Raw genomic sequence first — 24,656 nt, 5'->3', positions numbered from 1 at the left:
AATGTTGTGCAGCGGTTTTTGATGTGCTGCGATGCAGCAGAAATCGACACTGTAGGGGTCGAAGCAGGCTCGATGCGCGGCGCCGTCAGTTCTCTGGTTTCAAACTATGAGCCCACGGCTCACGCCGATTGCAGAGACGCCAGCGCCGGACCATCGGTGCGAAACAGGTGGCAAGCCGATGGCGAGATGTCGAGCGCGATCGGGCTGTGCAACGGCGTCCTGTCGCCACCTTCCGCCTGCACCACCAGCGTGACCTCGGGCGCGACCTCGACATGCAGGATGCTCAGGCTGCCAAGCCGCTCCGCCAGCACGGCTCGCCCCTTGAATTGTCCGTTGGCCGAGATGCGGAGATGTTCCGGCCGCATGCCGAGCAGCAGCTCGTCGCCAGATTTGCTTGCACCGGCGGCAACCGGGACGGTCAGCGCCTGGCCGTCCGGCAAGGTAACAGAGACGCCTTTGGGCCCAGTCGCGGCCACTTTCAGCTTCAACAGATTCATCTTCGGCGAACCGATGAAGCCGGCGACAAAAATGTTGGCCGGCCTGATATAGAGTTCAAGCGGCGAGCCGACCTGTTCGATGCTGCCACCGTTCAGCACGACGATCTTGTCGGCCATGGTCATGGCCTCGGTCTGGTCGTGCGTGACATAGATCATGGTCGCGGCCAGGTGTTCGTGCAGGCGCATCAGCTCGAGCCGCATGCTCACCCGCAAGGCGGCGTCGAGATTGGACAGCGGCTCATCGAACAGGAACACTTTGGGATTGCGCACGATGGCGCGGCCGATGGCGACACGCTGCCGCTGGCCGCCCGAAAGCGCCTTCGGCCGTCGGTCGAGAAGATGCGAAAGCTGCAGTACCTCGGCGGCCTCCCGCACCTTGCGTTCCTTTTCCGCGGCGGAAACGCCGGCGATCTTCAGCGCAAAACCCATATTCTCGGCCACCGTCATGTGCGGATAGAGCGCGTAGGACTGGAACACCATGGCGAGCCCACGCTCGGACGGATCGATGTCGTTGGCGCGCACGCCATCGATCAGCAAGTCGCCGGCGGTGATCTTTTCCAGGCCGGCGATCATGCGCAGCAGCGTGGACTTGCCGCAGCCGGACGGGCCAACGAAGACGACGAATTCGCGGTCCTCGACGTCCAGGTCAAGGCCCTTGATGATCTCGACGGATCCGTAGGACTTGCGCGCGCCGCGCAGCTTGAGCTCAGCCATGGCTTGCCTTCCTGCCGACGGCATCTTCGGTCGCACCGTCTTTGCTGTCCTCGTCCTGCGCCATCGCCAATGGCGCGCCCGGTTCGCCTTCCCACAGGATCAGACTGGCCGCGCCGATCAGCCCTGCGCGGTCGCCGAGCCGCGCAGGCACGATCGGCACATCCCGGTAGGCCGGCATCGCCCGCTGCTCGACGGTTACCCTGATGGCTGGAGCCAGCAGGTCGAAGCCGTTGGCGAGACCGCCGCCCATGACGATCAGGTCCGGCGAATAGAGGTGAAGCAGGTTGGTGAAGCCGATGCCGAGCCACCTGGCTTCCGCCTCGATCAGCTCGAGCGCACTGATATCGCCGGCACGTGCGGCCTCGACGACGTGCCTGGCCGAAACGTCGCCATCGGCCGAAAGGCGCCTGAGCAGGGAGCCGTCGCCTGGCGCTGTCAACGCCGTGGCACGCCGCCCGAGCGCGGTTCCGGAGGCGACCGCCTCGAAACAGCCGACAGCGCCGCAGAAGCAGCGGTCGCCCTCGCCGGTGATGGTCATGTGGCCGATCTCGGCGGCAAGGCCGCGCCGGCCGTGATAGATGTGGCCGTCGGCAACGACCCCGCCGCCGATGCCGGTCGATACGGTGACGAACACCAGCGACCCGGTGCCCAGGCCGGCGCCGAAGCGCCATTCGCCCAGCGCGGCCGCATTGGCGTCGTTTTCCAGCCGCACCGGCAGGCCGAAATGCTTGCCGAGAATGTCGATCAACGGCACATCGTGCCAGCCGGCCAGCGTCGGCGGTGCGATCACGATCCCAGCCTTGGGATCGAGCGGTCCCGGCGCGCCGATGCCGATGCCGACGACATCCGCTTGTGGGCGCTGTGTCAGAAGAGCCCCGGCCAGTGCGATGATCTGCCCGATCACCGCATCCGATCCCGCGATCGCCATCGTCGGCGCCGAAACCTGCGCGACAACGCGGCCGCCGCTCTCGACCAGCGCGCCGCGCAGCTCCGTTCCGCCGAGATCGAAGGCGAGGGCCAGTCTTGTCATAAGGCGGCGACCTTCAGCCCATGCAGCCAGGCCATGCGCTGCGCGAGGTCGGGGTCGCCGAATGCCAGCGATCCGAGCACCACCGTCTCGGCCCCGGCGGCGCGCAGGCGCGGCACCGTCTCGTGGCGGATGCCGCCGTCGGCAGCCAGGAAGATGTCCGCCTCCCGGCCGGCTTGCCGCATCAGTGTACGCGCCTCTATCAGGCGTGGGCAGGCCTGGTCGGAAAGGCTCTGGCCCTTGACGCCAATGGATGTGCCAAGAAGCGTCACAAACGCGACTTCCGGCAGGAATGGGGTGACCGCAGCGACCGGCGTTTCCAGCCTGAGCACCACGCCGGCCTCGGCGCCGAGCTCATGCGCCAGCCGCACGGCGCGCAGGCCGGCCTCGCCGTTTTCGGCGTGCACACTGATCAGGTCGGCGCCGGTCTCGATGAACTGACGCGTCTGCTCTTCGACGATCTCGGCTTCGACCATCAGGTGCACATGGATCGGCCTTGCCGTCAGCCTGGCGATCCGCTTCACCAGATCCGGGAAGAACAGGAAGCCGGGGGTGAAGCGGGCGTCTGCGACGTCGATGTGATGCAGGTCGACATGAGGTTCTATGCGCTTCAGGTCGCGCTCCATATTGGCAAGGTCCGCCGACCACAGCGAAAACTCGCCGAGCAGCCGGTTGCGCGGCAAGGCGGCGATGGCAGCGGGGCCGGACAGGGTTTTCATCGTCATGACGGAATGAGGCTCCGGATGTTGAAGTGGGCGTGAAGGAAGGTCGTGATCTCGGCCTGCAGCTCGGCGAAATGCCTGACACTGTCGAGCGCCTTGGGAGAGATTTCGGCAAAGGTCGCGCCGGAGATGGCCGCCGCGAGCGTATGGGCCGCCGACAGCGGATGCACCGCATCCATGGCATTGCCGATGACCAGCGTGGGAATGCCAAGCACCGCGGCGTCACTCGCGGAAACGCCTGGGCCGTCGGCGGCAATGTCGGCGAGGACCTGCGCGAATGGCGCGGCGTCCGGCCGGTCGAAATAGCCGAACAGCGAGGCAAGGTTGTCGGGCGCGTCGCGCTGCAGGCGCGCGGAGGTTTCCGATTGCGCGAAGATCGTCCTGGCCTTGTCGGGGCCGTGACTGAGAATGAGGCCGGCAGCCTCGGCGATCGGCCGCATGTTGTCAGGCGCACTGTCGAACTTCCAGGCCGGCCGCACCAGCAGCAGGCCCGCGACACGGTCCGGATGACGGCAGGCGAGGCGGGTTGCAATTGCGGCGCCCATGGAAATGCCGCCGGCGACGAACCGATCGAGGTCGGCCTGATCGGCGGCGGCTAGAACATCATCCGCGAACATGCTCAGGGAGAACGGGCGACTGCTGCCGAGCCCAGAGGCACCGTGCCCGCGGCATTCCAGCGTGAGGCGCCGCAACCTCGGCCCGGAAGGGAAAGCCTGGGCGACCTGCGCCTCGCCACCGCCCAGCCCGTGCTGAAAGATGACCGTAAGCCCATCGCCATGGTCGGAGACTTGAAGCGCGGCGTCATCGCGAAGCAGAGTTGCAGGACGCGCCATCAGATCAGCCCCTTGAGGAAGTGGGCAACCTCAGGCGCTTCGTCGGCTGAAAGGCCGTGCGTGACCAGCGCCCCGTCGAAGCCTGATACCTTTAGGCGGGCAACAAAATCCGCAAAGTCGACAACGCCCCGGCCGGCCGTAGTGAAGCGGCCATCGGGTAAACGGTCCTTGGCATGGGCCATGGCGACATGGCCGGCTGTGTGCTCGACCGCAGCGGCCACGATGGCGCGTGCTTCGGCGGGGCTCGCCTGCTCGAACAGGTTCGCCGGATCGAGCACGATGCGCAGCCGTTTCGAGCCCATGCTAACGATGAGGCGCATCGCATCCGACGCCGAGGTGACGATGTTGGCCTGTTCGGGCTCGATGCCGAGATCGACGCCGTGGCGCTCAGCGAATTGCAGCGCCTTTTCCATCTGGCCCGCCATGTCGTCCCAAGCCTCAGGGTGGGCATTGTCGGGATGATACGCCCATTGATCGTCCGCGTTGCGCGTTCCCGTGCACAGCGTGACCAAGGGAACGGAAAGGTCTGCCGCAGCCTTGATGACCACGCCAAGCCGGCGTAGGCCGTCGTCGCGCACAGCCCTGTCCGGATGGGCCATGTTGTAGGTGCCCGAGAGCGCCACCAGGGTGACGCCGGAAGCATTCGACGCGGCCGCGATGGCGCTGATGCCATCGTCAGGGACCGCATCCGGCATCGACGGCAGGCCGGCGCAGGCCAGGTTGAACTGGGTGACGGCAAATCCCGCGTCGCGGACCGCTGCCAGCACGCCGGCCGGCTCGCTCCCAGGGAAGGTCTTGGCGAACACCCCGATCTGCATCAGACCGCTCCCGTGACGGAAACGATCTCGACGCGCTCGCCGGTTTCGACCGAGCGGGCGATCGCCACCATGGCGCGGATCGAGGCGAGGCCGTCCTCGACATCGGCGCCGCGCATCGGCTTGCCGTCGAGCACCGTGTCGGCGAGGCTTTCGAGCTGGCGCCTGAAGAAATGCCCGTCGGCGCCCAGCGGCTTTCGCGACGTCGCATCCTTCTCGTGAAAGATATCGACCTCGCTCGCCCGGAAATACCACGGATTGAAGGTCTTCGCGATTACCGAGCCGTTCTCGCCATAGAGCTGGAAGCCCTCGTGCCAGTCCATGCGGACAGCCACGGTGAGGTCGAGATGGCCAAGCGCGCCGTTGGCGAATTCGGTTTCGACGAACCAGCAATAGGCGCCGAAACGCTCGTTGAGGCGGGCACGCACGGCGACGACCTCGCCGCACAGGAAGCGCGCAGTGTCGACGAGGTGCGAGCCATGCGCGAGCATGAAATACTGCCTGAGATCGGACTTCGGATTGCCGCCCGGTTTGCGCGCCAGCTTGCTGGTGACGGGCAGCGGCTGGACCGCGTCGGTGTTGGTGTAGCGGTGAGTGGAATCGCAATACCAGGCTTTTAGCGCCAGGATCTCGCCGATCTCGTCGCGGACAAAATCGCGCGCCGCTTCCAGCGCCGGGTCGAAGCGCTTCATATGGCCCACCTGCAGCACCTTGCCGGAGCGTTTAACCGCATCGGCGAGCGTTTCGCCTTCCTCGACCGAGACGCCGATCGGCTTTTCGCACAGCACGTGCTTACCGGCCTCGAGCGCCTTGATCGACATCGGAACGTGGTAGGCGTCGGAGGTTGCGACGATCACCGCCTCCAGTTGCGGGTCGGCGAGCATCTCATCGTAGTCGGCGTACATCTTCTCGGGTTCATAGGTCGCGCCCATGCGCGCCAGAAGGTCGGGGGCGGCATCGCAGATCGCATAGAGATCGGCGTTCCTGGCCTTCACGCAGGATTCGAGATGGGCGAATTGCGCGATCGGCCCGCAGCCGAGCACGCCGACACGAAGACGACGGTCTTGTTTCCGGATCATGGTCTCTTCCTCACGCGCCGTAGCCGCGCATGGTCTGGCGGTTGGTCTTGACCGCGGCGGCCGGATCGGCGGCGGCGGTCTCGGATTCCTCTTCCAGCACCAGCCAGCCGTTGAAATGTGGCGCCGCACCGGCGATGTCGATCACCGCTTGGGTATCGCAGACGCCCTTCCCGAGCATCGCCCATGTGCCGCCGGCGTCGACGTCCTTCAGATGCACGTAGCGGATGCGGTCGCGGTAGGTGGTGAGCGTGTCGATCATGTCTTCATGGCCGCGCAAGATGTGGCCGGTGTCGGGCACCCAGCCGACGAGCGACGGATCGATCAGTGCGAAAATCCGGTCGTAGTCGGCACGGTCGAACAGCAGCGTGTTGTGGTGGGAACTGGGATGGACAGCGATGTCGATTCCGGCGTTGCGTCCGAATTCGCCGGCCTTGTTGTAGAACTCCGCAGCGATGGCAAACTTGTCGTCACGCGGGCCGTCGGACACGACGGTGGCCGAACCCATGGAGACGAGGGCGCCGGGGAATGCAGCGGCGAAATCGATCCAGCGCTGCGCGGTTTCCAGGTCGGCATCGATCCTGTCCGGCAGCGTGAAGCCGCTCTTCGAGCCGAAGGCGAAAGAGACGAGCGCCAGCCCGGCCGATTTCAGTGCCGTGGCGAATTCCGCCGGCCTGTCGGCATAGTGGCCGATCATCGTGTCGGTGATCTCGATGCCGGCATAACCGCCATCGGCGATCGCCTTCAGCAGGTCGTCGGGACCACCGGCAAACCGGTCTCCGAGCATTTCCCAAGTAAAGGTCTGGCATCCGACTTTCAGGTCTTTCACGATCATTCTTTCATTCCTTGATTCCGCCTATTCCTTGATGCCGCCCTGCGTCAGCCCTTCGATGATGTGCCGCTGGAAGAACAGCACCAGCACGATCAAAGGGACGGTGACGACGGCCGAAGCTGCGGCGATATCGTTTGCCAACAGATAGGGTCCGATTATCGATTGCGATTCGCGGGATGGACATTCTACTTGACCGAGCCCGCGGTCATGCCGGCGAGGAAATACCTCTGGGCAACGAGGTAGATGAGCAAGAGCGGTAGCGAGCCGAGCACGCTCATCGCCATCATCTGGTTCCATTCGAAAGCGTGCTGCCCCATCAGCAACTGGATGCCGATGGGGACGGTGCGCATGGACGTTGACTTCGTCAGCGTCAGCGCAAAGAGAAATTCGTTCCAGCACAACAGGAAGGTGTAGACCGACGTCGCCACGATACCAGGCAGTGAAATCGGGACGATCACCCGCCAAAGCGCTGTCCAACTGGTGCCGCCGTCGACAGCCACCGCTTCATCGAGATCGCGGGGCAAGGTGTTCAGATATCCCGTCATCAAAAGGATCGCGTAGGGCAGTGTAAACACCAGGTAAGTCAGGATCAGTGCGACGTAGGTGTCGAAGATGCCATATGAGACGACAAGCCCGAAGAAGGGGATCAAAAGCGTGATCGGCGGAATCGTCTGCGTGCTGATGATGAGTGTGTTCAGGCTGCCCTTGCCGCGGAAGTTGAAGCGGCTGAACCCATAGGCGGCCAGCAAGGCGATCAGCACCGTCAGCACGGTCACCGCTCCCGCCACGAAGTAACTGTTGAAGAAGAAGCGCAGCTTTACCGGTTCGCCAAGGATGGCTGCGTACGCTTCCAGCGTGAAGGCCTTCGGCAGGATGGTTGGCGGCAGGGCAAAGATTTCAGTGTTCGACTTGAACGAGCTGCTGAGCATCCAGTAGATCGGGAAGGCCGCGAAAAAGAGCCCCGCTGCAAGAGCAACATGCAGCGCGACGGTGATCAGCTTGTCTTTGCCAGAGTTTCGTTTCCTCATGGTGACTACCGAGCCTTCTGATAGCGGATGTAGAACAACGTCAGGCCGAGGGAGATCAGCAGGATGACCACGGCGCTTGCCGACGCCTGTGACAGGTTGTAGCTCGAAAACGCCAGCTTGTAGGTGTAGGTGCTGAGGACCTCGGTCGAGTAGATCGGGCCGCCGCCCGTGGTTATCCAGATCAACGGGAAGACCTGCATGGTCCAGATGAAGTCGAGCAGCGAGATGCTGATGATGATCGGCATCAGCTGCGGGATGGTGATGAAGATCAGCTTCTGGTAAGCCTTTGCCCCATCGATATCGGCGGCCTCGTAGAAATCCTTGGGAATGCCTTGCAAACCCGCGAGCAGGCTGACCATGAAAAGCGGATAGCCCGCCCAGATATTGGCGAAGGTGACGGCGTGCAGCGCGGTCTCGGGCGAGGAAAACCACTCTACCTTGGAGCCGATGATGCCGATTTGCATGAGCATGCTGTTCACGACGCCATTCGGCTCCAGCAGGAGGCGCCAGATCACGGCGATGATCACCGCGGTGAACAGCCAGGGTAGTATGTAGAGCACGCGCAGAATATTGCGCAGCGTCGGATTGATGCGGTCGCTGTTCAGCATGAGCGCGAAGACCATGCCGATGATCATGTGGAAGATGACGCTCATGCATGTGAAGTAGAGCGTGTGCCACAGCGAGGCCCAGAACACCGGGTCGTCGACGATCGCCTGGTAGTGTTTCAGTCCGGCAAAGGATGGGTCACGACGCAGCACCGCGCTGTTCTGGAACGAGTAGGCAATAACCGTGGCCATCGGCAGCAGCATCAGAAGGCCGATGATGAGGAGCGAGGGCGACAGATAGAGGTAGGGTGCGACCGCTCGTTTCAGCTTGTGGTGGGAGCGCTTTTGCCGGGTCATGTGCCAACCTTGGGATACGCCTTCAAGAGAAGGTAAGCTTCCAAAAACAGGTCCATCTCAAATTGCCGATCCGTTGTTGCCGGGTGGCCTGCCCGAAGTCAGGCCACCCGGTCGAAGATAGCAAACGGGAACAGGCCGATCAGAATTTCGCCATCCAACCCTTCTGAGCGGCGGCTGCGGCTTGTTCCGGAGACTGCTCGCCGGCGAGCATCTTCTGGGCTTGCACGTCGAACTGGGTCATCAGGTCTTCAGCCACCGGCAGGCCCGTGAATTCGTTGGCGAGATAACCCGTCTTGAAGATTTCGAAAGCCTTGCCGAAAGCCTTGTCCGAGGTCACGAAATCGGGCTTGGCGTTGACGTTGCCCGGGAAGGCGTTTGCAAGCGACACGAGCTTGGCGTTCACCTTTTCACTCATCAGATACTGGACGAGTTTCCAGGCCTCTTCCTGATGTTTCGAGGCCGCAGAGATGCCGATGCCCCAGGAGGCATAGGGAAGGCCGCGCTTGCCGGTATAGTTTTCCACGACTGGGACCGGGATGAGGTCGAAGTTCAGCTTGGGATTGCGCTTGCGGATGAGGTTCACATGCGCGAGCGAGTCGATCATCATCCCGACGCGGTCGTTGACGAATTCCTCGACCTTTTCCTGTTCGGTCTTGGTGGCGATGCCGGGCGAGATGGTGCCGGCGTCGTTGAGCGATTTGACGAAGGTGAGCATATCCACCACCGGCTTGCCCTCGAGGTCCGGCTTGCCGTTGGCCATCATCGACTGACCCGAAGCCCAGACCCAGGACATCATGTCGTTCTGGACGCCGGATGGCGTCTGCAGCGACAGGGGCAGCACCCAGCCATACTGGTTCTTGTCGGCTTGCGTCATCTTCTTGGCTGCTTCGAGAAACTCCGCGCGGGTCGACGGCAGCTTGGTCACGCCTGCCTGGGCGGCGAGGTCCAAATTCACGAAGACCGGATAGACGAAGGAAGCCACGGGAAACATCACCGCTTTGCCTTCCACCTTGATGATGTCCGCGACCTGGGTCTTGTCGAAACCGCTCGCATCCATCATCGGGTTCATGTCGGCGAGTGCGTTCTGCGCATTCAGATTGTTCACCCAGGCGCCGTCGAGACCGACCACGTCGCTGAGCGTTCCGGTTGCAGCACCAACCGAGATCTGGTCTCGCGTGGTCGCATAAGGGCCGCTGACCAGCGTCACCTTGATTCCGGGGTTTGCAGCCTCGAAGTCATCCATGATTGCTCTGAGCGAGCCAGCCGGCAATTCGGGCTCCCACCATTGGGTGAATTCCAGCGTCGTGTCCGCCATGGCGCCGGTTGCGCCAAGCAACCATGCGGCCGCGGCTATTTTCAGCATCGCGGGTTTTATACGAAACGTCATTTTCTCCTCCTTCTTTAGGATCGACCGCACAATGCGGACGATCGTCTGGTTTATTCAGAAGTCTTCTTACGCAGGCGCCTCGCCTTCGCCTGCGGGCCTTGCCGCGGGTCTTCAGATCGCCAGATGCGTCTCGGGATCGAAGAAATGGAGCTTGGTATCATCCAGGGCCAACCGGATTTCCGAGCCTGAGTGGACGGTGCTGACCGGTTCGAATTTCGCCACCGCATTCGACGCCAGGCCGAAATCGTCCACCGCGTCCGGGTCGCCGGAGTCCACGCGGACCGCGTCGATGTTCAGATGGACGATGTGTTCGGATCCGAGTTCTTCGATCGAGGTCACCTTTGCCGGTATCGTCTGATACTTGCGGCCGGATTCGAGGCTGCTGTCATAGAGATGCTCCGGTCGGATCCCGTACACGACCTTGCGCCCCGCATACGACCTCAAGCCCGGCCTGCGCACGAAGGCTGCATCCTGCAGCCGGATGGCGAAGGCGCCGAAGATCAATTCGTCGCCCGTCAGGGTGGCCTCGAAAAGGTTCATCGAAGGAGAGCCGATGAAGCCGGCAACGAAGGCATTCACCGGCGATTCGTAGAGCCTCTTGGGTGTGTCGACCTGTTGCAGCACGCCGCCTTTCAACACCGCGACCCTGTCCCCCATCGTCATCGCTTCGGTTTGGTCGTGGGTCACGTAGATGGTCGTGACGCCGAGCTGCTTTTGCAGGCTGGTGATTTCGGCGCGCATTTGCACACGCAGTTTCGCGTCGAGATTGGAAAGCGGTTCGTCCATGAGAAAGGCGGCCGGCTCGCGCACCATCGCGCGGCCCATGGCAACCCGTTGGCGCTGTCCGCCTGAAAGGTTCGCCGGTTTGCTGTCCAGCAGAGACGTCAGCTGAAGGGTTTTGGCGATCTCGTCCACGCGCTTCTTGCGCTCGGCCTTCGGCTTGCCCGCCAGCCGCATCGAAAAGGCGATGTTTTCGAACACCGTCATATGCGGGTAGAGGGCGTAGCTCTGGAAGACCATCGCGATGTCGCGGTCCTTGGGCGGCATGTCGACAACGTCGACTCCGCCGATCCGAAGGCTGCCGCTAGTGACGTCCTCCAATCCTGCGATCATCCGCAACGCAGTGGATTTGCCGCAGCCGGACGGCCCGACGAGAATCAAAAACTCGCCGTCCTCGACCGACAGGTTCAGTTGGTCGATCGCGTGAAAATTGTTCCCGTATGTCTTGCAGATATTCTCAAGAACGACTTCTGCCATCTTCCTCCCTCCACAAGTTAAGCCATTGATTTTTTTAGTTATCCTCGGCTTGTGTTCACCTGCGAAATATTTCCTCGGATAGTTCGGCCTATGTCCCGGTATCGAGCCGCGCATATTTCAGTTCGACTGCCGACGGCGCGGTCGTCGATGCCAGGAGGTCCGTGACCCGGTCGTCGGTCGGAAGCGCCTCGCGCCCGCCCCGCCCCGTTATCGAAAGGGCCGCCGCCGCGGCCGCGAATGCGACCCGGCCTGCAGTGTTGGCTCCGCGCGTCAATGCATAGGCATAGGCGCCATGAAAGCAGTCGCCGGCGCCGGTCGAGTCGACGACTTCAACCCGGTGCGGAGGCAGGTGCCAGAGCCCTGTCTCGTCGCGTCCGCGATAATAGACGCCCCTGCCGCCATCCGTCAGGACCACGGCGGACCGCGACGGCAACCACAATGCATCGAGCATCTCGGCGGGCGATCGGCGGCCCGTGGCAGTCCGCGCAAAGCCGAGGGGAAGAATGAGATGGTCGCAGAGCGCGATCAGTTTCTCGGTGGCTAGACCGCTGCTCCATTCGACATCGCCAAGGATCGCGAGGCCGAGATCGCGAGCCCTAGCCACGACATTCAGCGACCGGATCGCGTAACTGTCGACGATCAGGACGGTCGCGCGGCTGAGGACCTCGTCCGGAAAGTCCGGCGCGGTGCCCAGCATGGCTTCGTCGTCATACGCGATGAACCGTTCCCCGTCCGAGCCGACGGTGATGCGCGAGCGCACCGGGCGTGCGTCGGCGTGGCGCGGCGCGAACGCGGTTTCAACGCCGCTCGCGACGAGATCGCACAGCACAGCGTCGTCCGTGGCACTGCCCAGCCATCCGACGAACCCGGCGGTTCCGCCGAGCCGCGCGACGGCGGCAAGGGCCGTCGCGACATTTCCCCCGAAAGCTCGGGCACTTTGCAGAACCTTCCCCTTGCCCGCCGACAGCGGCTGATCGACATAGACGATGTCGTCGATCGCAATAGCTCCGAAGCCGAGGATTGAAGGGACGGTGGGCATCGTTCAGGCACCCGCCTTCGCCAGCGCGTCTTGCGCCGAAAGGCCGTCATGGATGACGCCGCGAAAGGCAATCGCTGCCTTCTCCGGATCGCCATGCCCCCAGAGATTGCGGCCCACCACGGCGCCGCGCGCGCCGGCACGGATGGCGTCCGCCGTCTGCTGAAGCGCGCCGAGCAGCGTATCGGTCTTCGGACCACCTGCGACCACAACCGGCACCGGGCAGGTCCGGACGGTCTCTCGGAACGACTCGAAATCGCCCGTGTAGCCGATCTTGATCACGTCGACGCCGGACTCGTAGCCAATGCGCGCCGCATAGGCGATCTCGTCGGGGGTGAAGACGATTTTTGCTCCATCGGTGAAATCGCGAGGGTAGATATGCGCCACCACCGGCATGCCGTAGCGGGCCGCCGCATTCACCGAATCCGTCAGCCAGCGTATGTACTTGCCCTCGGTCGCGCCGCGCACCGGAATGGCCACGGCCAACGCATCGGCGCCAGCGCGCACCGCATCCTCGGGCGTTGCGATCAACTCGCTGATGCGATCGTCCGGGGTGAAGCAGCCCGCCTGGATCACCAGGGAAGCTTTGCCCGCATATTGCGGCCACAGATGGCGCGCGGTGCCGGGCTGGATGCTGACATAGTCGGGTTTGCCCACCATGACGCGTGCGAGCGCGCCCGGCAGATCGGCAAGACCGCCTTTGCGCACGTCGCCATAGCCGACGAAGTGGTCGACCGCGCCGCCAAAAAGGTTCCCCGATGGATGTGAGAAGAGGCGCGCAAGGCGTACTTTGGTTCCGAGGCTCATGAGTCCAAAATTCTCCAATCGATTGATTTCAAAATCCTGGACCAGTGTTTTCGAAAGAAAGGATAAATGCAATCTTTCGAAAGCTTTCGAATTTGCGTATTTTTGGTAGAGTGAACCGATGCCAGGGCGATCGCCTGGCCCATGGAGGCAAGGACAGGGCAATGTTGTCAGAGCAGAGACGCCAATCGATCCTGGGTGAGGTGCAACGCAGCGGACAGGTTCGCATCAAGGACCTGTCGGACGATTTTGGCGTGTCGGAAGTCACGGTGCGCTCCGACCTTGAGATACTGGACCGCAAGGGACTGCTGACCAAGACCCGCGGCGGGGCGGTGACCCGGACCACGGATTCGACCACGGCCGCGTTCGCCCGGCGAATGCAAACGAACCTCGAAGCAAAGAAACGCATCGCCCGGGCAGCGGTAGAGCTGTTCGAGGACAACCAATCGGTCATCTTCGACGGCGGGTCGACGTTGATGCAGGTTGCCATGCAGTTACCGCCGCTCAGCAATGTCGTGGTCGCGGCCACGGCGATGAATATCGTGCAGCATCTGATGCATCGGCCCGGGCTCGATGTTCACATGATCGGTGGCCGGGTCTATCCAGACACGGTGAGCACGCTGATCACCGATGCCGACACGGCTCTCGGCGGCTTGGTAGCGCATCAGGTGTTTGTTGGAGCGCATGCGATTGACTCGTCACTGGATGTGGTCGACGTGAACGAAGACATGGCGCGAACGAAGCGAAACCTCGTGCGCATGGCCCGGCGCGTTGTCCTCCTTGCGGATTCGAGCAAATGGGGCGTCAGCGGGACCTCCAAGGCATTTTCGCTGTCGAGCGTCGATGTGGTGATCACCGACGATGGCCTGCCCGGCCCGATGCGCAGCCAGCTCGATAGGACCGGGGCCAAGGTGATCTATGCCTGAACCCATCGCGGTCCCTGGCCGCGACCGAAAGATCCAATGCGCGCATGACCCACGGGATTCGCATCGGCGCCCGGCCCTTTTTTCACGTCAGTCATTTTCTCCTCCTTGGGGCTGGCAGCCTCCCGATGTCGCGCTAGCATTTCCGCATGTTCCATAAAAATTTTACGCGCGTCAAGATTTAAAATATTGTATAGCGACTTCCGACTATGATCCTTTGCCGGTGTAATAGGTCCGATAGGACATTGCAGCGTTGGGAGGTGAAATCGAAAATGCCAAGAAAATCAGCAGCTAAGCTCGGCATTGGCGTTGTCGGGTGCGGCAACATCTCGATGACTTATTTACGCAATGCGGCTCTGTTCGGTGAGGTGGAGCTGCGCGCCTGCGCCGACATATCGCCCGACATGGCGGCGCTGCGTGGGAGCGAATACGACATCCGGGCTCTCAGCGTCGATGCGCTCCTGGCCGATCCCGAGATCGACCTCGTCCTCAACCTGACCATCCCGGCGGCGCACTTTGACATTTCGTTTTCGGCGCTTTCGGCGGGAAAGCACGTCTTCACCGAAAAACCGCTGGCGACCTCGGCCAGCGACGGCCGGCGCCTTGTCGCCGAGGCGGCGGAGCGCGGGCTGCTGCTGGGTTCGGCTCCGGATACTTTCCTCGGCGCCGCCGGACGGCGGGCACGCCGCCTCATGGATGAGGGCGCAATCGGCCGCGCGGTGACCGGCACCGCCTTCATGATGGGGCGCGGCATGGAGCACTGGCATCCCAATCCGCAATTCTACTATCAGCCGGGCGGCGGACCGGTCTTCGACATGGGGCCCTATTACCTGACGACGCTTGTTAATTTGCTCGGGCCGGTGGCCCGCGTGATGGCGATGGCGACGCGAGGCCAGGAGGAGCGGCTGATCACTGCCGAAGGCCCCTATCGGAACACCAGCTTCAAGGTCGGCACACCGACCAACATCCTGTCGCTGCTGGAGTTCCGCTCGGGCGCCACCGTCACCTTCGGTGCCTCCTGGGATGTCTTCAGGCACTCTAACCATCCGATCGAGCTGCATGGGACCGAAGGCTCGCTCAGGCTGCCCGATCCGGACACGTTCGGCGGCACCGTCTCGCTGTCGGAACGTGGGGCCGACTGGGCCGACTTCCACAGTGAGAGCGAACTCTATGGCGCGCGCAACTGGCCCTATGCCGCGCCGGACCGAGCCAACTACCGAATGCTCGGCGTCGCCGACCTTTCGCGCGCACTGGCAACCGGAAGAAAGCCGCGTGCGTCCGGCGATCTTGCGCTGCATGTACTGGAGATTATGGAAGCGATTCTTGCTTCGGGAGCGAGCCGCGAGTCCGTCGCCGTCAACGCAACCGTCGATCAGCCGCAGCTCCTCCAGGAGGACGAAGCGGTTAGCCTGCTTGCCTGATATCGGAGCGCTTACGATGACGACACCGCTTTTGCCCTTGCTCGATCCGGAGGCCCGGCACGTGCTCGACCTCGACCGGCAGGCGGCTGCCCCGCCATTCGAAGCCGGCACGCCCGAAGAAGCGCGCCGCGCCTATAAGCAGGGCTTTCCGGCACTCCAGGGCGAGCGCGAGCCGGTCGGCTCACTAACCGAGCGCACCATCACCGGACCCGGCGGCCCGTTTACGCTCAGGATCTATCGCGGACACGGCGTGAGCGGGGCCGCTGCTCCGGCGCTGCTCTATCTGCATGGCGGCGGCTGGGTGATCGGCAATCTCGACTCCCATGACGAGATTTGCCGGTGGTTTGCCAATATGGCGGCCTGCGTCGTCGTCTCTCCCGATTACCGGCTGGCGCCGGAACACAAATTTCCGGCGGCCATCGAAGATTGCCGCGCCGCACTTTCCTTCATGCAAGATGGCGCGGGCGATCTCGGCATCGACGCGAGAAGGATCGCTGTCGCCGGCGACAGCGCCGGCGGCAATCTCGCTACCGTGCTTTGCCTGCTTGCGCGCGGCGACAAGAACCCGCCGACTGCGCAACTGCTGTTCTATCCGAACACGGACGCCTCGCAGGCGGCGGACAGCTATCGCCGCTTTGCCGACGGTTATGGCCTGACATCGGCGACCATGGCCTGGTTCCGCGACCACTATATCAACCATGGCGGCGATATCGACGACTGGCGCGTGTCGCCGCTCAAGGCCATAAGCCTTGCGGGCGCAGCGCCGGCTTTTGTCGCAATCGCTGGTCATGACATTCTCGCCGACGAAGGCGAGGCCTATGCCAAGCGTCTGGAAGATGACGGCGTGCCGGTCGTCCTGCGGCGCTGGCCCGGCCAGATCCATGGCTTCGTCTCGATGGGCCGCCATGGTCCGGCGGCGCGGCAGGCAGTCGGCGCGGCGGTTGCCGCATGGCGCGGCTTCGATCCTGTCTTTGGAAACGCTCAGGCCGACTGACGCATGACCAGCGTCGCGTCGAGACTGACCTTGGGGGAAACTGTCGCGTCGTCCTCGTCCAGCAAGGCCAGCAGCGTCTCCACGCTGCGTCCTGCCATCGAAGCGAAGTCCTGCGCCATGGTGGTGAGGGCAGGGCAGGTGTAGCGGCTCAGCGGATGGTCGTCATGGGCTGCGACCCGCAGGTCGCAATCGCCCCTGCGGCCGACCTTGCGGCCTTGCGAGTAGGCGGCGGCCATCACGCCGAAGGCGAGACGGTCGTTGGCGCACAGAATGGTCTTGCCCGGCAGGCCGCCACGGGCGAGCATCGCCTCCATCTGCTCGTAGCCGATCCGTTCGAAATCCCAGGTGTAGTCATCGGTATTGCCGATGATGGCGGGCTCATGCCCGAGCCGCTGCATGGCGCCGACATAGCTGTCCAGGCGTTCGCGCGAATTGTGGTTGACGTGCGGGATGTCGAAATAGACCGGGGCATCACCGGAACGACAGAGATAATCGACGATGGTCGAGACGCTCTGGCTGTTGTTGTTGCCGACGAACGGCGTGTCGCCCTCCAGATAGGTGTCGAAATAGACGATCGGTATGGTCTGCGTCAGCTTCTCCAGCGTGCGATGGTCGGAGCGCAGGCCGAGCGGCGCGATCAGCGCGCCGGAAACTTTTAGCGAAAGAATGGTTCGCGTCGCTTCCACTTCGAGTTCGCGCGAGCCGTGCGAGGAGATCACGATCGGCCAGTAGCCTTCGTCGCGCAGCCTGAGTTCGATTCGGCTGACCATCTCGGAATAGAAGGGATCGGCGACCGTCGGCACCACAATGCCGATGCTGCGGGTCCGCTTGCGGTTCAGGTTGCGCGCAAAGAGATTGGGCTGGTAGTCGGACGAGCGCAGCGCCACCTCGATCCGCTGACGTGTCGCCGGCTTGACGCTGGTCGGATCGTCGAAATATTTCGACAATGTCGGCCTGGAGACGCCGCAAGAGCGAGCAAAATCCTCCATCGTCTTGTGCGTCATCGGCATTGATCCCTCGCGCCGTTCCTCAGCGCTGCCCGGTTCCCTACCTACTGTGCGCCAGCATGCAACCGCAAATCCAAACTTTACAGATAATTCCAGCAGTTTCCATGCGTAAATTTATTAATTGACGCGAAAAAGCACAAGCCGTATTCACTTCCAGTGGGCGAATTCGAAATTCGTATTACCCGGAAACTGCTCGCGCGGTTCATCCGAAGCGAGGCCGGGGCGAAACGCCGGGAGGGATTCCGCGAGATGAAGAAGCTGGTCAGTGCCGGCGAGATTCTGGTCGAGATCATGGCCGAGCGGATCGACCAGAGCTTTCTCGAGCCTGGTCCGCTGCTTGGGCCTTTCCCGTCCGGAGCGCCCGCCATCTTCATCGGCCAGGCGGCGGCGCTCGGCCAGCCGGCCGGTCTCATAGGCGCCGTCGGCGATGATGATTTCGGCAGGCTGAATATAGAGCGGCTGCGGGCACTGGGCGCCGACGTGTCGGCGATCGCGGTACACAAGGGCCATGCAACGGGCACGGCCTTCGTCACCTACCGGGCCGACGCCAGCCGGCATTTCGTCTTCAACATCCGCAACAGCGCCTCCGGCCTGATCGAGACCGACGGGGCGGCAACAAACTTGCTCGCCAGCGCCGATCACGTCCATGTCATGGGTTCGTCGCTGTTTTCCGACCGCGCCATCGCGGTGGCGCTATCGGCGATCGAGACTGTCAAGGCCAAAGGTGGAACGGTGTCCTTCGATCCGAACATCCGGCGGGAGATCATGCAGGCGTCCGGCATGCGCGCGGCGCTCGATCATGTGCTGGCGCGAGCCGACATCTTCCTGCCGAGCGGCGAGGAGCTCTTCCTGTTTTCATCGGCGAAGGACGAGAAGGGCGCAGTCGACGAATTGCTGGCCCGTGGCCTGTCCTGCATCGTCTTAAAGAAAGGCCCCGCCGGCGCCATTTATCACGATCATAACGGTGCGGTCGCCTCGTCAGGCTTTGCCGTCGACGAGGTCGATCCGACCGGCGCGGGCGATTGTTTCGGTGCTGCCTTCGTCTCGTTCTGGTTGCGCGGGGCAGCTCCTGCCGAAGCCCTCCGGATCGCCAATGCCTGCGGTGCGCTTGCCGTCACCCGCAAGGGGCCGATGGAAGGCATTTTCCCGCTTGAAGCGGTCGAGGCATTCATCGCCCCGGGGAACACGCCGTGAGTGGCGCGACGCGAAGGTTTGCGAACATTGCGGCCAGGCGCGCCGCAGGCGAGAGAAGCGGCATCGCCTCGGTCTGCTCGGCGCATCCGCTGGTCATCGAGGCTGCCCTGCGCCACGGCGTCGCGCGGCACGCGGATGTGCTGATCGAGGCCACCTGCAACCAGGTCAACCACGAGGGCGGCTACACCGGGATGGCGCCCGCCGGCTTCCGCAGCTTCGTCGAGGCGCATGCGCTGAAAGCGGGTTTCCCAGTCGATCGCCTGATCCTTGGCGGCGATCATCTCGGACCCAATCCGTGGAAGCACATGGCTGCGGCCGCCGCGATGAAGAAGGCGGGGGCGATGATCGATGCCTATGCGAGCGCCGGCTTCACCAAGATGCATCTGGATACGAGCATGGCCTGCGCCGATGATCCAGCCGTGCTTGCCGATGAGATCATCGCCGCACGCGCGGCCGAACTTGCTGCAATCGCCGAGGCGGCGGTCGAGCGCGCCGGCGGCGAAAAACCCGTCTACGTCATCGGCACCGAAGTCCCGGTGCCGGGCGGTGCGCTGGAGGCGCTTGATCACGTGCGTGTGACGGCGCCCGGAGATGCCTTGCGCACCGTCGAGGTACACGCGCGAGCGTTTTCCCGCGCCGGCCTCGAAGCCGCTTTTGCCCGAGCGATCGGCGTCGTTGTCCAGCCCGGCGTCGAATTCGGCAACACCGAAATCGTGTCCTATGCGCCGGCCAAGGCGACCGAACTGGTAGCTGTGCTCGACCGCATGCCGCAATTTGTTTTTGAAGCGCATTCGACCGACTACCAGCCGGCCGAAGCGCTCAACGCTCTCGTTCGCGACGGCTTCGCCATTCTCAAGGTCGGCCCCTGGCTGACCTTCGCGCTTCGCGAAGCGCTGTATGGGCTCAGCCACATCGCCGATGTGCTCGCGCCGGACGCTTCGCGCGAAAGGCTGCCTGCCGCGATGGAACGCTTCATGCTGGCGTCGCCGGACAATTGGCAGAAATACTATCCGGGCACGCCGGAAGAGCAGCGTGTGCAGCGGCATTTCTCGTTCAGCGACCGCATCCGCTATTACTGGCCGACGCCGGCGGCGCAGCGCGCGACACAGACGCTGCTGGACGTGCTGAGCGAGAAGGACATTCCCCGGCCTCTGATAAGCCAGTATCTGGGGCAGCTCGACGCCGAGATTGCGGCAGACCGGGTCAAGCCCTTGGCGCACGACCTTCTGATCGGCAGCATCACCCGTGTCCTCGATATCTACGCGGACGCGACCGGACAGTAGGGATCGCGCTGACGGAAAGTCGGCCTCCGCCCAAATCCGCTTCCTTCACGCCGATATTCGACATCGTTTCGAAAAGAGCGCCGCTGCAATTTACAGCTAACATGTTAGCGTGCTAGGACTGCTTGCACATCGACATCTGGAGAGAATAGCAGTGGCCTCGCGCTTTGGTCTTTCGGTTGCCCTGACCACGCCTGTCGAGGCGTCCGGGCAAATCGCCATCTCTCCCATGATCACGCAGGCCCGCGCTTGCCTTGGCGCCGGCTGCAGCAGCGCAACGCTCTTCGGCACCACCGGGGAAGGCGCTTCCGTGGGCACGGGAGAGCGGCGGCTTGTTACCGAGGCCATGCTCGCCGCCGGCATTCCGGCACATCAGCTCGTCGCCAGCGTGCTGGTCGATGCGGCCGAAGACGCCGCCGAACAGGCGCGGCATGCCTTGCAGTGCGGCGTCCGCAACATCCTGCTGGCTCCACCGAGCTACTTCAAGAATGTCGGCGAGGACGGGTTGTTCGGATGGTTTTCCGCCGTCTTCGCTGCGCTCGGGCCGCTGGCCCGCGGCGTCCTGCTTTACAACATCCCCTCTGTCACCATGGTGCCGCTCCCGCTCAGCCTGATCGGTCGGCTGCGTGCCGCCTTTCCCGGCGTGGTCGCCGGTGTCAAGGATTCGGGTGGCGACTGGAGCTACAGCGAGGCGCTGCTAAGAGCCCATGGCGACCTGGTGATCCTGATCGGCGACGAGCGGCACCTGGCCAGAAGCGTGCGCCAGGGCGGGCAGGGCGCCATCTCCGGCATGGCCAATTTCGTCACCGGCGAAATCCGCGCCATGGCAGAGGACGGGCGCGACGATGCTCGTGTCGAGAGGTTCGTGCTCGAACTGCTCAAATATCCGGTCATCCCGGCAGTGAAGGTCATGGTGGCGCGCAAGACCGGCGACGAGCGCTGGCTGGCTGTCCGTCCGCCGCTGGAGCCGATCGCTTCGCAGGGGCGGCAACAGCTTGCTGCCGCCTATGACAGGCTGTTTGCGACAGAGCCGGCCTGACCGGCAAAGGGAAGCGCGCTGAAATGGACGACAGCAGCGAACCGGCAACCCTCAGGGAAAGAGCTTATGCCAGCTTCACGCGGCATTTGCTGGCCCGCGATCTGCGGCCGGGACAGTTCGTGTCGCAGCGTGAGCTGGTTGCCTTTACCGGGCTGCCGCTTGGCGCCATCCGCGAGATCGTGCCGCGTCTCGAGGCCGAGGGGCTTTTGACGACGATCCCGCAGCGCGGCATGCAGATCGCCCATATCGACATCAACCTGATCCGCGAGGCCTTTCAGTTTCGCCTGTTCATGGAGCGCGAAGCGGTGGCGCTGTTCACCGTCAACGCCTCCGACGCCGAGCTCGGCCGCCTGCGGCGCGAGCATGAGGACATGCTGGCCCAAGCATTGTCGCTGGCGCCGACGCCGGAAATGGAAGCCAGGGCCCAGAACATCGATTGGGCCATGCACGACACCTTCATCGATGCGCTGGGCAACGAGATCATCGCCAAGGCGTATCTGGTCAATTCGGTAAAGATCAGGCTAATCCACCAGGAGCGTTTCCGTATCGACGGGCGTGTCGTGCCGGTGATGCAGGAGCACCTAACGGTGATCGAAGCGCTCGAGAGCCGCGACCCGCAAAAGGCGGTCGAGGCGATCAGCCGGCATATCGACAACGCGCGCCGGTTGGCGCTCCAGATCTGAGGACGTATGGTTCGCGGCTGCCGCGACACTATCCACAACGACAGCAACCCAGGGAGGAAGAAATGTCGTCCAATCCGTTCAAGCCAACAAGAAGGCAAGTCCTTGCAGGAACCACGGCGCTCGCTGCCGCGAGCCTGGCGGGCCTTCGCCCGAGCTTTTCCGCCAGCGTCGACCGGAAGCGCTTTGCCGGCACGACGCTCGACGTCAATCTGGTTAAAAGTCCGCGCAGCGACACCATCCTGAAATATATCGCCGAATTCGAGGAGCTGACCGGCATCAAGGTCAATGCCGAGGCGACGCCGGAACAACAGCAGCGGCAGAAGACGGTGATCGAGCTCAGCTCCGGCAAGCCGAGCTTCGACGTCGTGCATCTCAGCTATCACGTGCAGAAGCGCCAGTTCGAAAAGGGTGGCTGGCTGGCCGACATATCAGGCTATCTGGCCGATCCGACCCTGACCGATCCCGGCCTGGTCGAAAGCGATTTCGCCGAGGCCGGCATGCTTTTCGCCAAGGACAACCAGGGCGTGCTGCGTTCGCTGCCCTTCTCGGTGGACTACTGGATCGTCTACTGGAACAAGGAGCTGTTCGAGGCCAAGGGCCTCAAATACCCTGAATCGTTCGACCAGCTGGTGGCCGCCGCCGAAGCGCTGACCGATCCATCGACCAACACTTTCGGTTTCGTCGCCCGCGGCCTCAAGAATGCCAACACGCCGGTGTGGACGTCGCTGATGCTCGGCTATGACATGACGCCGCTCGACGAGAAGGGAAAGCTGCGCACCGAAACGCCCGAGGCGATCGAGGCCGCTGCCCTCTACCAGAGGCTGATGACCAAGTCCGCCCCTCCGGGTGTCACCGGCTTCAATTGGGCTGAAGCGCAGTCCGCCTTCCTGCAAGGCAAGATCGGCATGTGGTTCGATGGCGTGGGTTTTGCCCCGCCGATGGAAAATCCCGAAAAGTCGCGCGTGGTCGGCAAGGTCGGCTATGGCGTCATGCCCAAGGGGCCGAAGGCGCATGCCTCCGGGACGTTTGGCGACGGCCTCGGCGTGACCGCCTCCAGCGAAAAGAAGGAAGCTGCCTATCTCTTCTGTCAGTGGGCGGTTTCCCCGGCCATGGGCGCGCGCCTGCTCCAGGCCGGCGCCGGCGTGCCTTTCCGCAAGTCGGTGCTGGAAGACCCAAAGGTGCGCGAAGGCGTCACCATGCCGGCAAGCTGGCTCGATGCCGTGGTTCAGTCCGGCAATATCAGCAGGCTGGCGCTGCCGGTGATCATCCCGGTCACTGAGTTCCGCGACATCTATGGCGTGGCGCTGACAAACATGATTGCCGGCGCTGATCCTGCCGAAGAGCTGAAGAAGGCCACCGCGCAGTTCCAGCCGGTTCTCGACAGGAGCGAGCAGGGCTAATGTCCGCCATCGCCCCAGAACGCACCGGGGTGACGACTGAACAGGTCATCGAGGGGAGCCAGACGATCCGGCTGGCTCCCAACTACTGGCCTTTCGTCGTTCCGGCGCTCGTCGTCGTTAGCGCCGTGATCGTCTTTCCCTGGGCTTTCACGCTCTGGATGAGCATCAACCGCTGGACGCTCGGCCAGTCGCGGAGCTTTGCCGGGATGGAAAACTATCTCCGTCTGGCCAGCGACCCGCGATTCTGGGAATCCCTTGTTCATACGTTGACCTACACCTCCCTCTCGGTGGCAGCGCCGATGTTCTTGGGCACTGTCGCCGCCCTGATCTTCGATGCCAGGTTTCCGCTGCGCGGCCTGCTGCGCGGCGTCTTCGTCATGCCGATGATGGCAACGCCCGTTGCCGTGGCGCTGGTCTGGACCATGATGTTCCATCCCCAGCTCGGCGTGCTCAACTACCTCTTGTCGCTGGTCGGCATCCCGGCGCAGGAATGGATATTCAACGCCAACACGGTGATCCCTTCGCTGGTCGCGGTCGAGACCTGGCAGTGGACGCCGCTGGTGATGCTGATCGTGCTGGGCGGGCTGGCCTCGGTACCGCGCGAGCCGTTCGAGAGCGCCGAGATCGACGGTGCCAATGCCTGGCAGCAATTCCGCTACCTCACGCTGCCGATGATCGCGCCGTTCCTGATGATTGCGTTGATCATCCGCACCATCGATGCGCTGAAGAGCTTCGACATCATCTATGCGATGACCCAGGGCGGACCGGGCACGGCGTCCGAAACCATCAACATCTATCTCTACAACACCGCCTTTTCCTACTACGACATCGGCTATGGCTCGGCCATGGCCGTGGTGTTCTTCATCGTCATCGTGGCGCTGTCCTTCATTCTCCTGATGCTGCGCCAGCGCTCGCAGTGGAACGATGCGGAGGGCAAATAGATGAGCTCACGATTGCTCAACCAGATCGGCCTGTTTTTCGCGGCTCTGGTCATCGTCTCGCCGGCGATCCTGTTCTTCCTCTGGATGATCTCGCTTTCGCTGAAATTCGAGATCGACAACGGCGCCTATCCACCGATCCTGATCCCCGAACGTTTCGCCTGGTCGAACTATGTCAAGGTGTTCGAGGAGAACAATTTCCTGCTCTATCTCTGGAATTCGGTTCTGGTGACGGGCACGGCGACACTGCTGGCGCTGCTGATCGGCGTGCCGGCCGGCTATGGCATAGCGCGGCTCAAGGCTGAAAGATCGGCGATCGTCATCATGATCGCCCGCATGACGCCGGGGCTATCGTATCTCATCCCGCTGTTTTTGCTGTTCCAATGGATCGGGATCCTCGGAACGCTCTGGCCGCAGATCATCATCCATCTGGTGGTGACGGTGCCGATCGTGGTCTGGGTGATGATCGGCTATTTCGAGACCACGCCGATGGAACTGGAAGAGGCGGCCAACATCGACGGCGCCAGCTCCTGGCAGGTGTTTCGGCTGGTCGCCCTGCCGATCGCCAAGCCGGGCATCGTTGTCGCCTTCATCCTGTCGGTCATCTTTTCGTGGAACAATTTCGTCTTCGGCGTGGTGCTCGCCAGCCGCGAGACGCGGACGCTGCCGGTCGCCGTCTACAACATGCTCTCCTATGAGCAGGTGAGCTGGGGGCCGCTCGCCGCCGCAGCACTGGTTGTGACGCTGCCGGTGCTGGTCCTGACCATGTTCGCGCAGAAGCAGATCGTCGCCGGGCTGACCGCCGGAGCCGTCAAGGGCGGCTGAAGCCGCATTCTAGCTGGACATC

24 protein-coding genes are annotated in these 24,656 nt (G+C 63.2%); 10 read left to right on the top strand and 14 right to left on the bottom strand.

Annotated features, from left to right (window positions below):
• Window positions 1-119 precede the first annotated feature (119 nt).
• From ACWUKX_RS10015 to ACWUKX_RS09955, 13 genes are all read right to left on the bottom strand, one after another.
• Window positions 120-1,211: an ABC transporter ATP-binding protein gene (locus tag ACWUKX_RS10015; protein WP_456006265.1), complete on the bottom strand. Its 1,092-nt coding sequence runs from the start codon at window positions 1,209-1,211 to the stop codon at window positions 120-122.
• The gene (locus tag ACWUKX_RS10010; protein ID WP_456006262.1) at window positions 1,204-2,241 is read right to left on the bottom strand and encodes an ROK family protein; all 1,038 of its coding nucleotides are present in this window, start codon (window positions 2,239-2,241) and stop codon (window positions 1,204-1,206) included. Before ACWUKX_RS10010 ends, ACWUKX_RS10015 begins: the two co-directional genes overlap by 8 nt.
• Entirely contained in the window at window positions 2,238-2,963 is a 726-nt protein-coding gene (locus tag ACWUKX_RS10005) for a ribulose-phosphate 3-epimerase (RefSeq protein ID WP_456006259.1), read from the bottom strand. Before ACWUKX_RS10005 ends, ACWUKX_RS10010 begins: the two co-directional genes overlap by 4 nt.
• Window positions 2,960-3,793 (bottom strand): alpha/beta fold hydrolase, encoded by an 834-nt coding sequence (locus ACWUKX_RS10000; RefSeq protein ID WP_456006256.1) that lies wholly within the window; start codon window positions 3,791-3,793, stop codon window positions 2,960-2,962. The genes ACWUKX_RS10005 and ACWUKX_RS10000 overlap by 4 nt, the downstream gene beginning before the upstream one ends.
• Entirely contained in the window at window positions 3,793-4,611 is an 819-nt protein-coding gene (locus ACWUKX_RS09995; RefSeq protein ID WP_456006253.1) for a sugar phosphate isomerase/epimerase family protein, read from the bottom strand. Before ACWUKX_RS09995 ends, ACWUKX_RS10000 begins: the two co-directional genes overlap by 1 nt.
• Window positions 4,611-5,687: a Gfo/Idh/MocA family protein gene (locus tag ACWUKX_RS09990; protein WP_456006250.1), complete on the bottom strand. Its 1,077-nt coding sequence runs from the start codon at window positions 5,685-5,687 to the stop codon at window positions 4,611-4,613. The genes ACWUKX_RS09995 and ACWUKX_RS09990 overlap by 1 nt, the downstream gene beginning before the upstream one ends.
• 10 nt (window positions 5,688-5,697) lie before the next feature.
• A complete protein-coding gene (locus ACWUKX_RS09985; RefSeq protein WP_456006247.1) occupies window positions 5,698-6,519 on the bottom strand; it encodes a sugar phosphate isomerase/epimerase family protein in 822 nt (273 codons plus the stop codon).
• 182 nt (window positions 6,520-6,701) lie between these two features.
• The gene (locus ACWUKX_RS09980) at window positions 6,702-7,544 is read right to left on the bottom strand and encodes a carbohydrate ABC transporter permease (protein WP_456006244.1); all 843 of its coding nucleotides are present in this window, start codon (window positions 7,542-7,544) and stop codon (window positions 6,702-6,704) included.
• A 5-nt stretch (window positions 7,545-7,549) separates the two neighbouring features.
• A complete protein-coding gene (locus tag ACWUKX_RS09975) occupies window positions 7,550-8,446 on the bottom strand; it encodes a carbohydrate ABC transporter permease (protein WP_456006241.1) in 897 nt (298 codons plus the stop codon).
• Window positions 8,447-8,585: 139 nt separating this feature from the next.
• The gene (locus tag ACWUKX_RS09970) at window positions 8,586-9,833 is read right to left on the bottom strand and encodes an ABC transporter substrate-binding protein (protein WP_456006238.1); all 1,248 of its coding nucleotides are present in this window, start codon (window positions 9,831-9,833) and stop codon (window positions 8,586-8,588) included.
• Between the two features lie 111 nt (window positions 9,834-9,944).
• A complete protein-coding gene (locus tag ACWUKX_RS09965; protein WP_456006235.1) occupies window positions 9,945-11,090 on the bottom strand; it encodes an ABC transporter ATP-binding protein in 1,146 nt (381 codons plus the stop codon).
• 88 nt (window positions 11,091-11,178) lie between these two features.
• A complete protein-coding gene (locus ACWUKX_RS09960) occupies window positions 11,179-12,129 on the bottom strand; it encodes a PfkB family carbohydrate kinase (protein ID WP_456006232.1) in 951 nt (316 codons plus the stop codon).
• A 3-nt stretch (window positions 12,130-12,132) separates the two neighbouring features.
• Window positions 12,133-12,933, bottom strand: a complete 801-nt coding sequence (locus tag ACWUKX_RS09955; protein WP_456006229.1) for an aldolase — start codon at window positions 12,931-12,933, stop codon at window positions 12,133-12,135.
• A gap of 161 nt (window positions 12,934-13,094) precedes the next feature.
• Between ACWUKX_RS09955 and ACWUKX_RS09950 the strand changes: the two genes are divergently transcribed.
• The 3 genes from ACWUKX_RS09950 (at window position 13,095) to ACWUKX_RS09940 (ending at window position 16,268) form a co-directional block, all read left to right on the top strand.
• Complete coding sequence (locus ACWUKX_RS09950) at window positions 13,095-13,856, top strand: DeoR/GlpR family DNA-binding transcription regulator (RefSeq protein ID WP_456006226.1); 762 nt, start codon at window positions 13,095-13,097, stop codon at window positions 13,854-13,856.
• 269 nt (window positions 13,857-14,125) lie between these two features.
• Entirely contained in the window at window positions 14,126-15,274 is a 1,149-nt protein-coding gene (locus ACWUKX_RS09945) for a Gfo/Idh/MocA family protein (protein WP_456006223.1), read from the top strand.
• A 16-nt stretch (window positions 15,275-15,290) separates the two neighbouring features.
• Window positions 15,291-16,268 (top strand): alpha/beta hydrolase, encoded by a 978-nt coding sequence (locus ACWUKX_RS09940; RefSeq protein ID WP_456006220.1) that lies wholly within the window; start codon window positions 15,291-15,293, stop codon window positions 16,266-16,268.
• On the opposite strand, the gene ACWUKX_RS09935 is transcribed toward ACWUKX_RS09940, so the two are convergent.
• Window positions 16,256-17,278, bottom strand: a complete 1,023-nt coding sequence (locus ACWUKX_RS09935) for a LacI family DNA-binding transcriptional regulator (protein ID WP_029348675.1) — start codon at window positions 17,276-17,278, stop codon at window positions 16,256-16,258. The two genes, ACWUKX_RS09940 and ACWUKX_RS09935, sit on opposite strands and share 13 nt — an antisense overlap.
• A 246-nt stretch (window positions 17,279-17,524) precedes the next feature.
• Between ACWUKX_RS09935 and ACWUKX_RS09930 the strand changes: the two genes are divergently transcribed.
• The 7 genes from ACWUKX_RS09930 (at window position 17,525) to ACWUKX_RS09900 (ending at window position 24,634) form a co-directional block, all read left to right on the top strand.
• Window positions 17,525-18,469, top strand: coding sequence for a sugar kinase (locus ACWUKX_RS09930; protein ID WP_456006216.1), 945 nt, complete (start codon window positions 17,525-17,527; stop codon window positions 18,467-18,469).
• Window positions 18,466-19,752, top strand: coding sequence for a D-tagatose-bisphosphate aldolase, class II, non-catalytic subunit (locus ACWUKX_RS09925; RefSeq protein WP_456006213.1), 1,287 nt, complete (start codon window positions 18,466-18,468; stop codon window positions 19,750-19,752). Before ACWUKX_RS09930 ends, ACWUKX_RS09925 begins: the two co-directional genes overlap by 4 nt.
• Before the next feature lie 151 nt (window positions 19,753-19,903).
• Window positions 19,904-20,788 carry a dihydrodipicolinate synthase family protein gene (locus tag ACWUKX_RS09920; protein WP_456006211.1) on the top strand — a complete coding sequence of 295 codons (885 nt, stop codon included), beginning with the start codon at window positions 19,904-19,906 and terminating at the stop codon, window positions 20,786-20,788.
• A gap of 23 nt (window positions 20,789-20,811) precedes the next feature.
• Window positions 20,812-21,471 (top strand): GntR family transcriptional regulator, encoded by a 660-nt coding sequence (locus ACWUKX_RS09915; RefSeq protein ID WP_456006209.1) that lies wholly within the window; start codon window positions 20,812-20,814, stop codon window positions 21,469-21,471.
• Between the two features lie 62 nt (window positions 21,472-21,533).
• Window positions 21,534-22,871 (top strand): ABC transporter substrate-binding protein, encoded by a 1,338-nt coding sequence (locus ACWUKX_RS09910; protein WP_456006207.1) that lies wholly within the window; start codon window positions 21,534-21,536, stop codon window positions 22,869-22,871.
• Entirely contained in the window at window positions 22,871-23,812 is a 942-nt protein-coding gene (locus tag ACWUKX_RS09905; RefSeq protein ID WP_456006205.1) for a carbohydrate ABC transporter permease, read from the top strand. The genes ACWUKX_RS09910 and ACWUKX_RS09905 overlap by 1 nt, the downstream gene beginning before the upstream one ends.
• On the top strand, window positions 23,813-24,634 hold the full coding sequence (locus ACWUKX_RS09900) for a carbohydrate ABC transporter permease (protein ID WP_128239002.1): 822 nt from the start codon (window positions 23,813-23,815) through the stop codon (window positions 24,632-24,634). It abuts the gene before it with no gap.
• The last annotated feature ends 22 nt before the right edge of the window (window positions 24,635-24,656 follow it).

Source organism: Mesorhizobium sp. f-mel, assembly GCF_053850215.1.
The sequence above is the reverse complement of the archived record's forward strand: the minus strand, read 5'-3'. Positions and strand labels throughout refer to the sequence as shown.

Coding starts and splice junctions, on each gene's coding strand:
- ACWUKX_RS09990 (WP_456006250.1), bottom strand. CDS start 5,687: ATGATCCGGAAACAAGACCGTCGTCTTCGTGTCGGCGTGCTCGGCTGC.
- ACWUKX_RS09900 (WP_128239002.1), top strand. CDS start 23,813: ATGAGCTCACGATTGCTCAACCAGATCGGCCTGTTTTTCGCGGCTCTG.
- ACWUKX_RS09965 (WP_456006235.1), bottom strand. CDS start 11,090: ATGGCAGAAGTCGTTCTTGAGAATATCTGCAAGACATACGGGAACAAT.
- ACWUKX_RS09905 (WP_456006205.1), top strand. CDS start 22,871: ATGTCCGCCATCGCCCCAGAACGCACCGGGGTGACGACTGAACAGGTC.
- ACWUKX_RS09970 (WP_456006238.1), bottom strand. CDS start 9,833: ATGACGTTTCGTATAAAACCCGCGATGCTGAAAATAGCCGCGGCCGCA.
- ACWUKX_RS09980 (WP_456006244.1), bottom strand. CDS start 7,544: ATGAGGAAACGAAACTCTGGCAAAGACAAGCTGATCACCGTCGCGCTG.
- ACWUKX_RS09955 (WP_456006229.1), bottom strand. CDS start 12,933: ATGAGCCTCGGAACCAAAGTACGCCTTGCGCGCCTCTTCTCACATCCA.
- ACWUKX_RS10015 (WP_456006265.1), bottom strand. CDS start 1,211: ATGGCTGAGCTCAAGCTGCGCGGCGCGCGCAAGTCCTACGGATCCGTC.
- ACWUKX_RS09935 (WP_029348675.1), bottom strand. CDS start 17,278: ATGCCGATGACGCACAAGACGATGGAGGATTTTGCTCGCTCTTGCGGC.
- ACWUKX_RS09915 (WP_456006209.1), top strand. CDS start 20,812: ATGGACGACAGCAGCGAACCGGCAACCCTCAGGGAAAGAGCTTATGCC.
- ACWUKX_RS09950 (WP_456006226.1), top strand. CDS start 13,095: ATGTTGTCAGAGCAGAGACGCCAATCGATCCTGGGTGAGGTGCAACGC.
- ACWUKX_RS09985 (WP_456006247.1), bottom strand. CDS start 6,519: ATGATCGTGAAAGACCTGAAAGTCGGATGCCAGACCTTTACTTGGGAA.
- ACWUKX_RS09930 (WP_456006216.1), top strand. CDS start 17,525: ATGAAGAAGCTGGTCAGTGCCGGCGAGATTCTGGTCGAGATCATGGCC.
- ACWUKX_RS09940 (WP_456006220.1), top strand. CDS start 15,291: ATGACGACACCGCTTTTGCCCTTGCTCGATCCGGAGGCCCGGCACGTG.
- ACWUKX_RS09960 (WP_456006232.1), bottom strand. CDS start 12,129: ATGCCCACCGTCCCTTCAATCCTCGGCTTCGGAGCTATTGCGATCGAC.
- ACWUKX_RS09945 (WP_456006223.1), top strand. CDS start 14,126: ATGCCAAGAAAATCAGCAGCTAAGCTCGGCATTGGCGTTGTCGGGTGC.
- ACWUKX_RS09910 (WP_456006207.1), top strand. CDS start 21,534: ATGTCGTCCAATCCGTTCAAGCCAACAAGAAGGCAAGTCCTTGCAGGA.
- ACWUKX_RS10010 (WP_456006262.1), bottom strand. CDS start 2,241: ATGACAAGACTGGCCCTCGCCTTCGATCTCGGCGGAACGGAGCTGCGC.
- ACWUKX_RS09975 (WP_456006241.1), bottom strand. CDS start 8,446: ATGACCCGGCAAAAGCGCTCCCACCACAAGCTGAAACGAGCGGTCGCA.
- ACWUKX_RS10005 (WP_456006259.1), bottom strand. CDS start 2,963: ATGACGATGAAAACCCTGTCCGGCCCCGCTGCCATCGCCGCCTTGCCG.
- ACWUKX_RS09995 (WP_456006253.1), bottom strand. CDS start 4,611: ATGCAGATCGGGGTGTTCGCCAAGACCTTCCCTGGGAGCGAGCCGGCC.
- ACWUKX_RS10000 (WP_456006256.1), bottom strand. CDS start 3,793: ATGGCGCGTCCTGCAACTCTGCTTCGCGATGACGCCGCGCTTCAAGTC.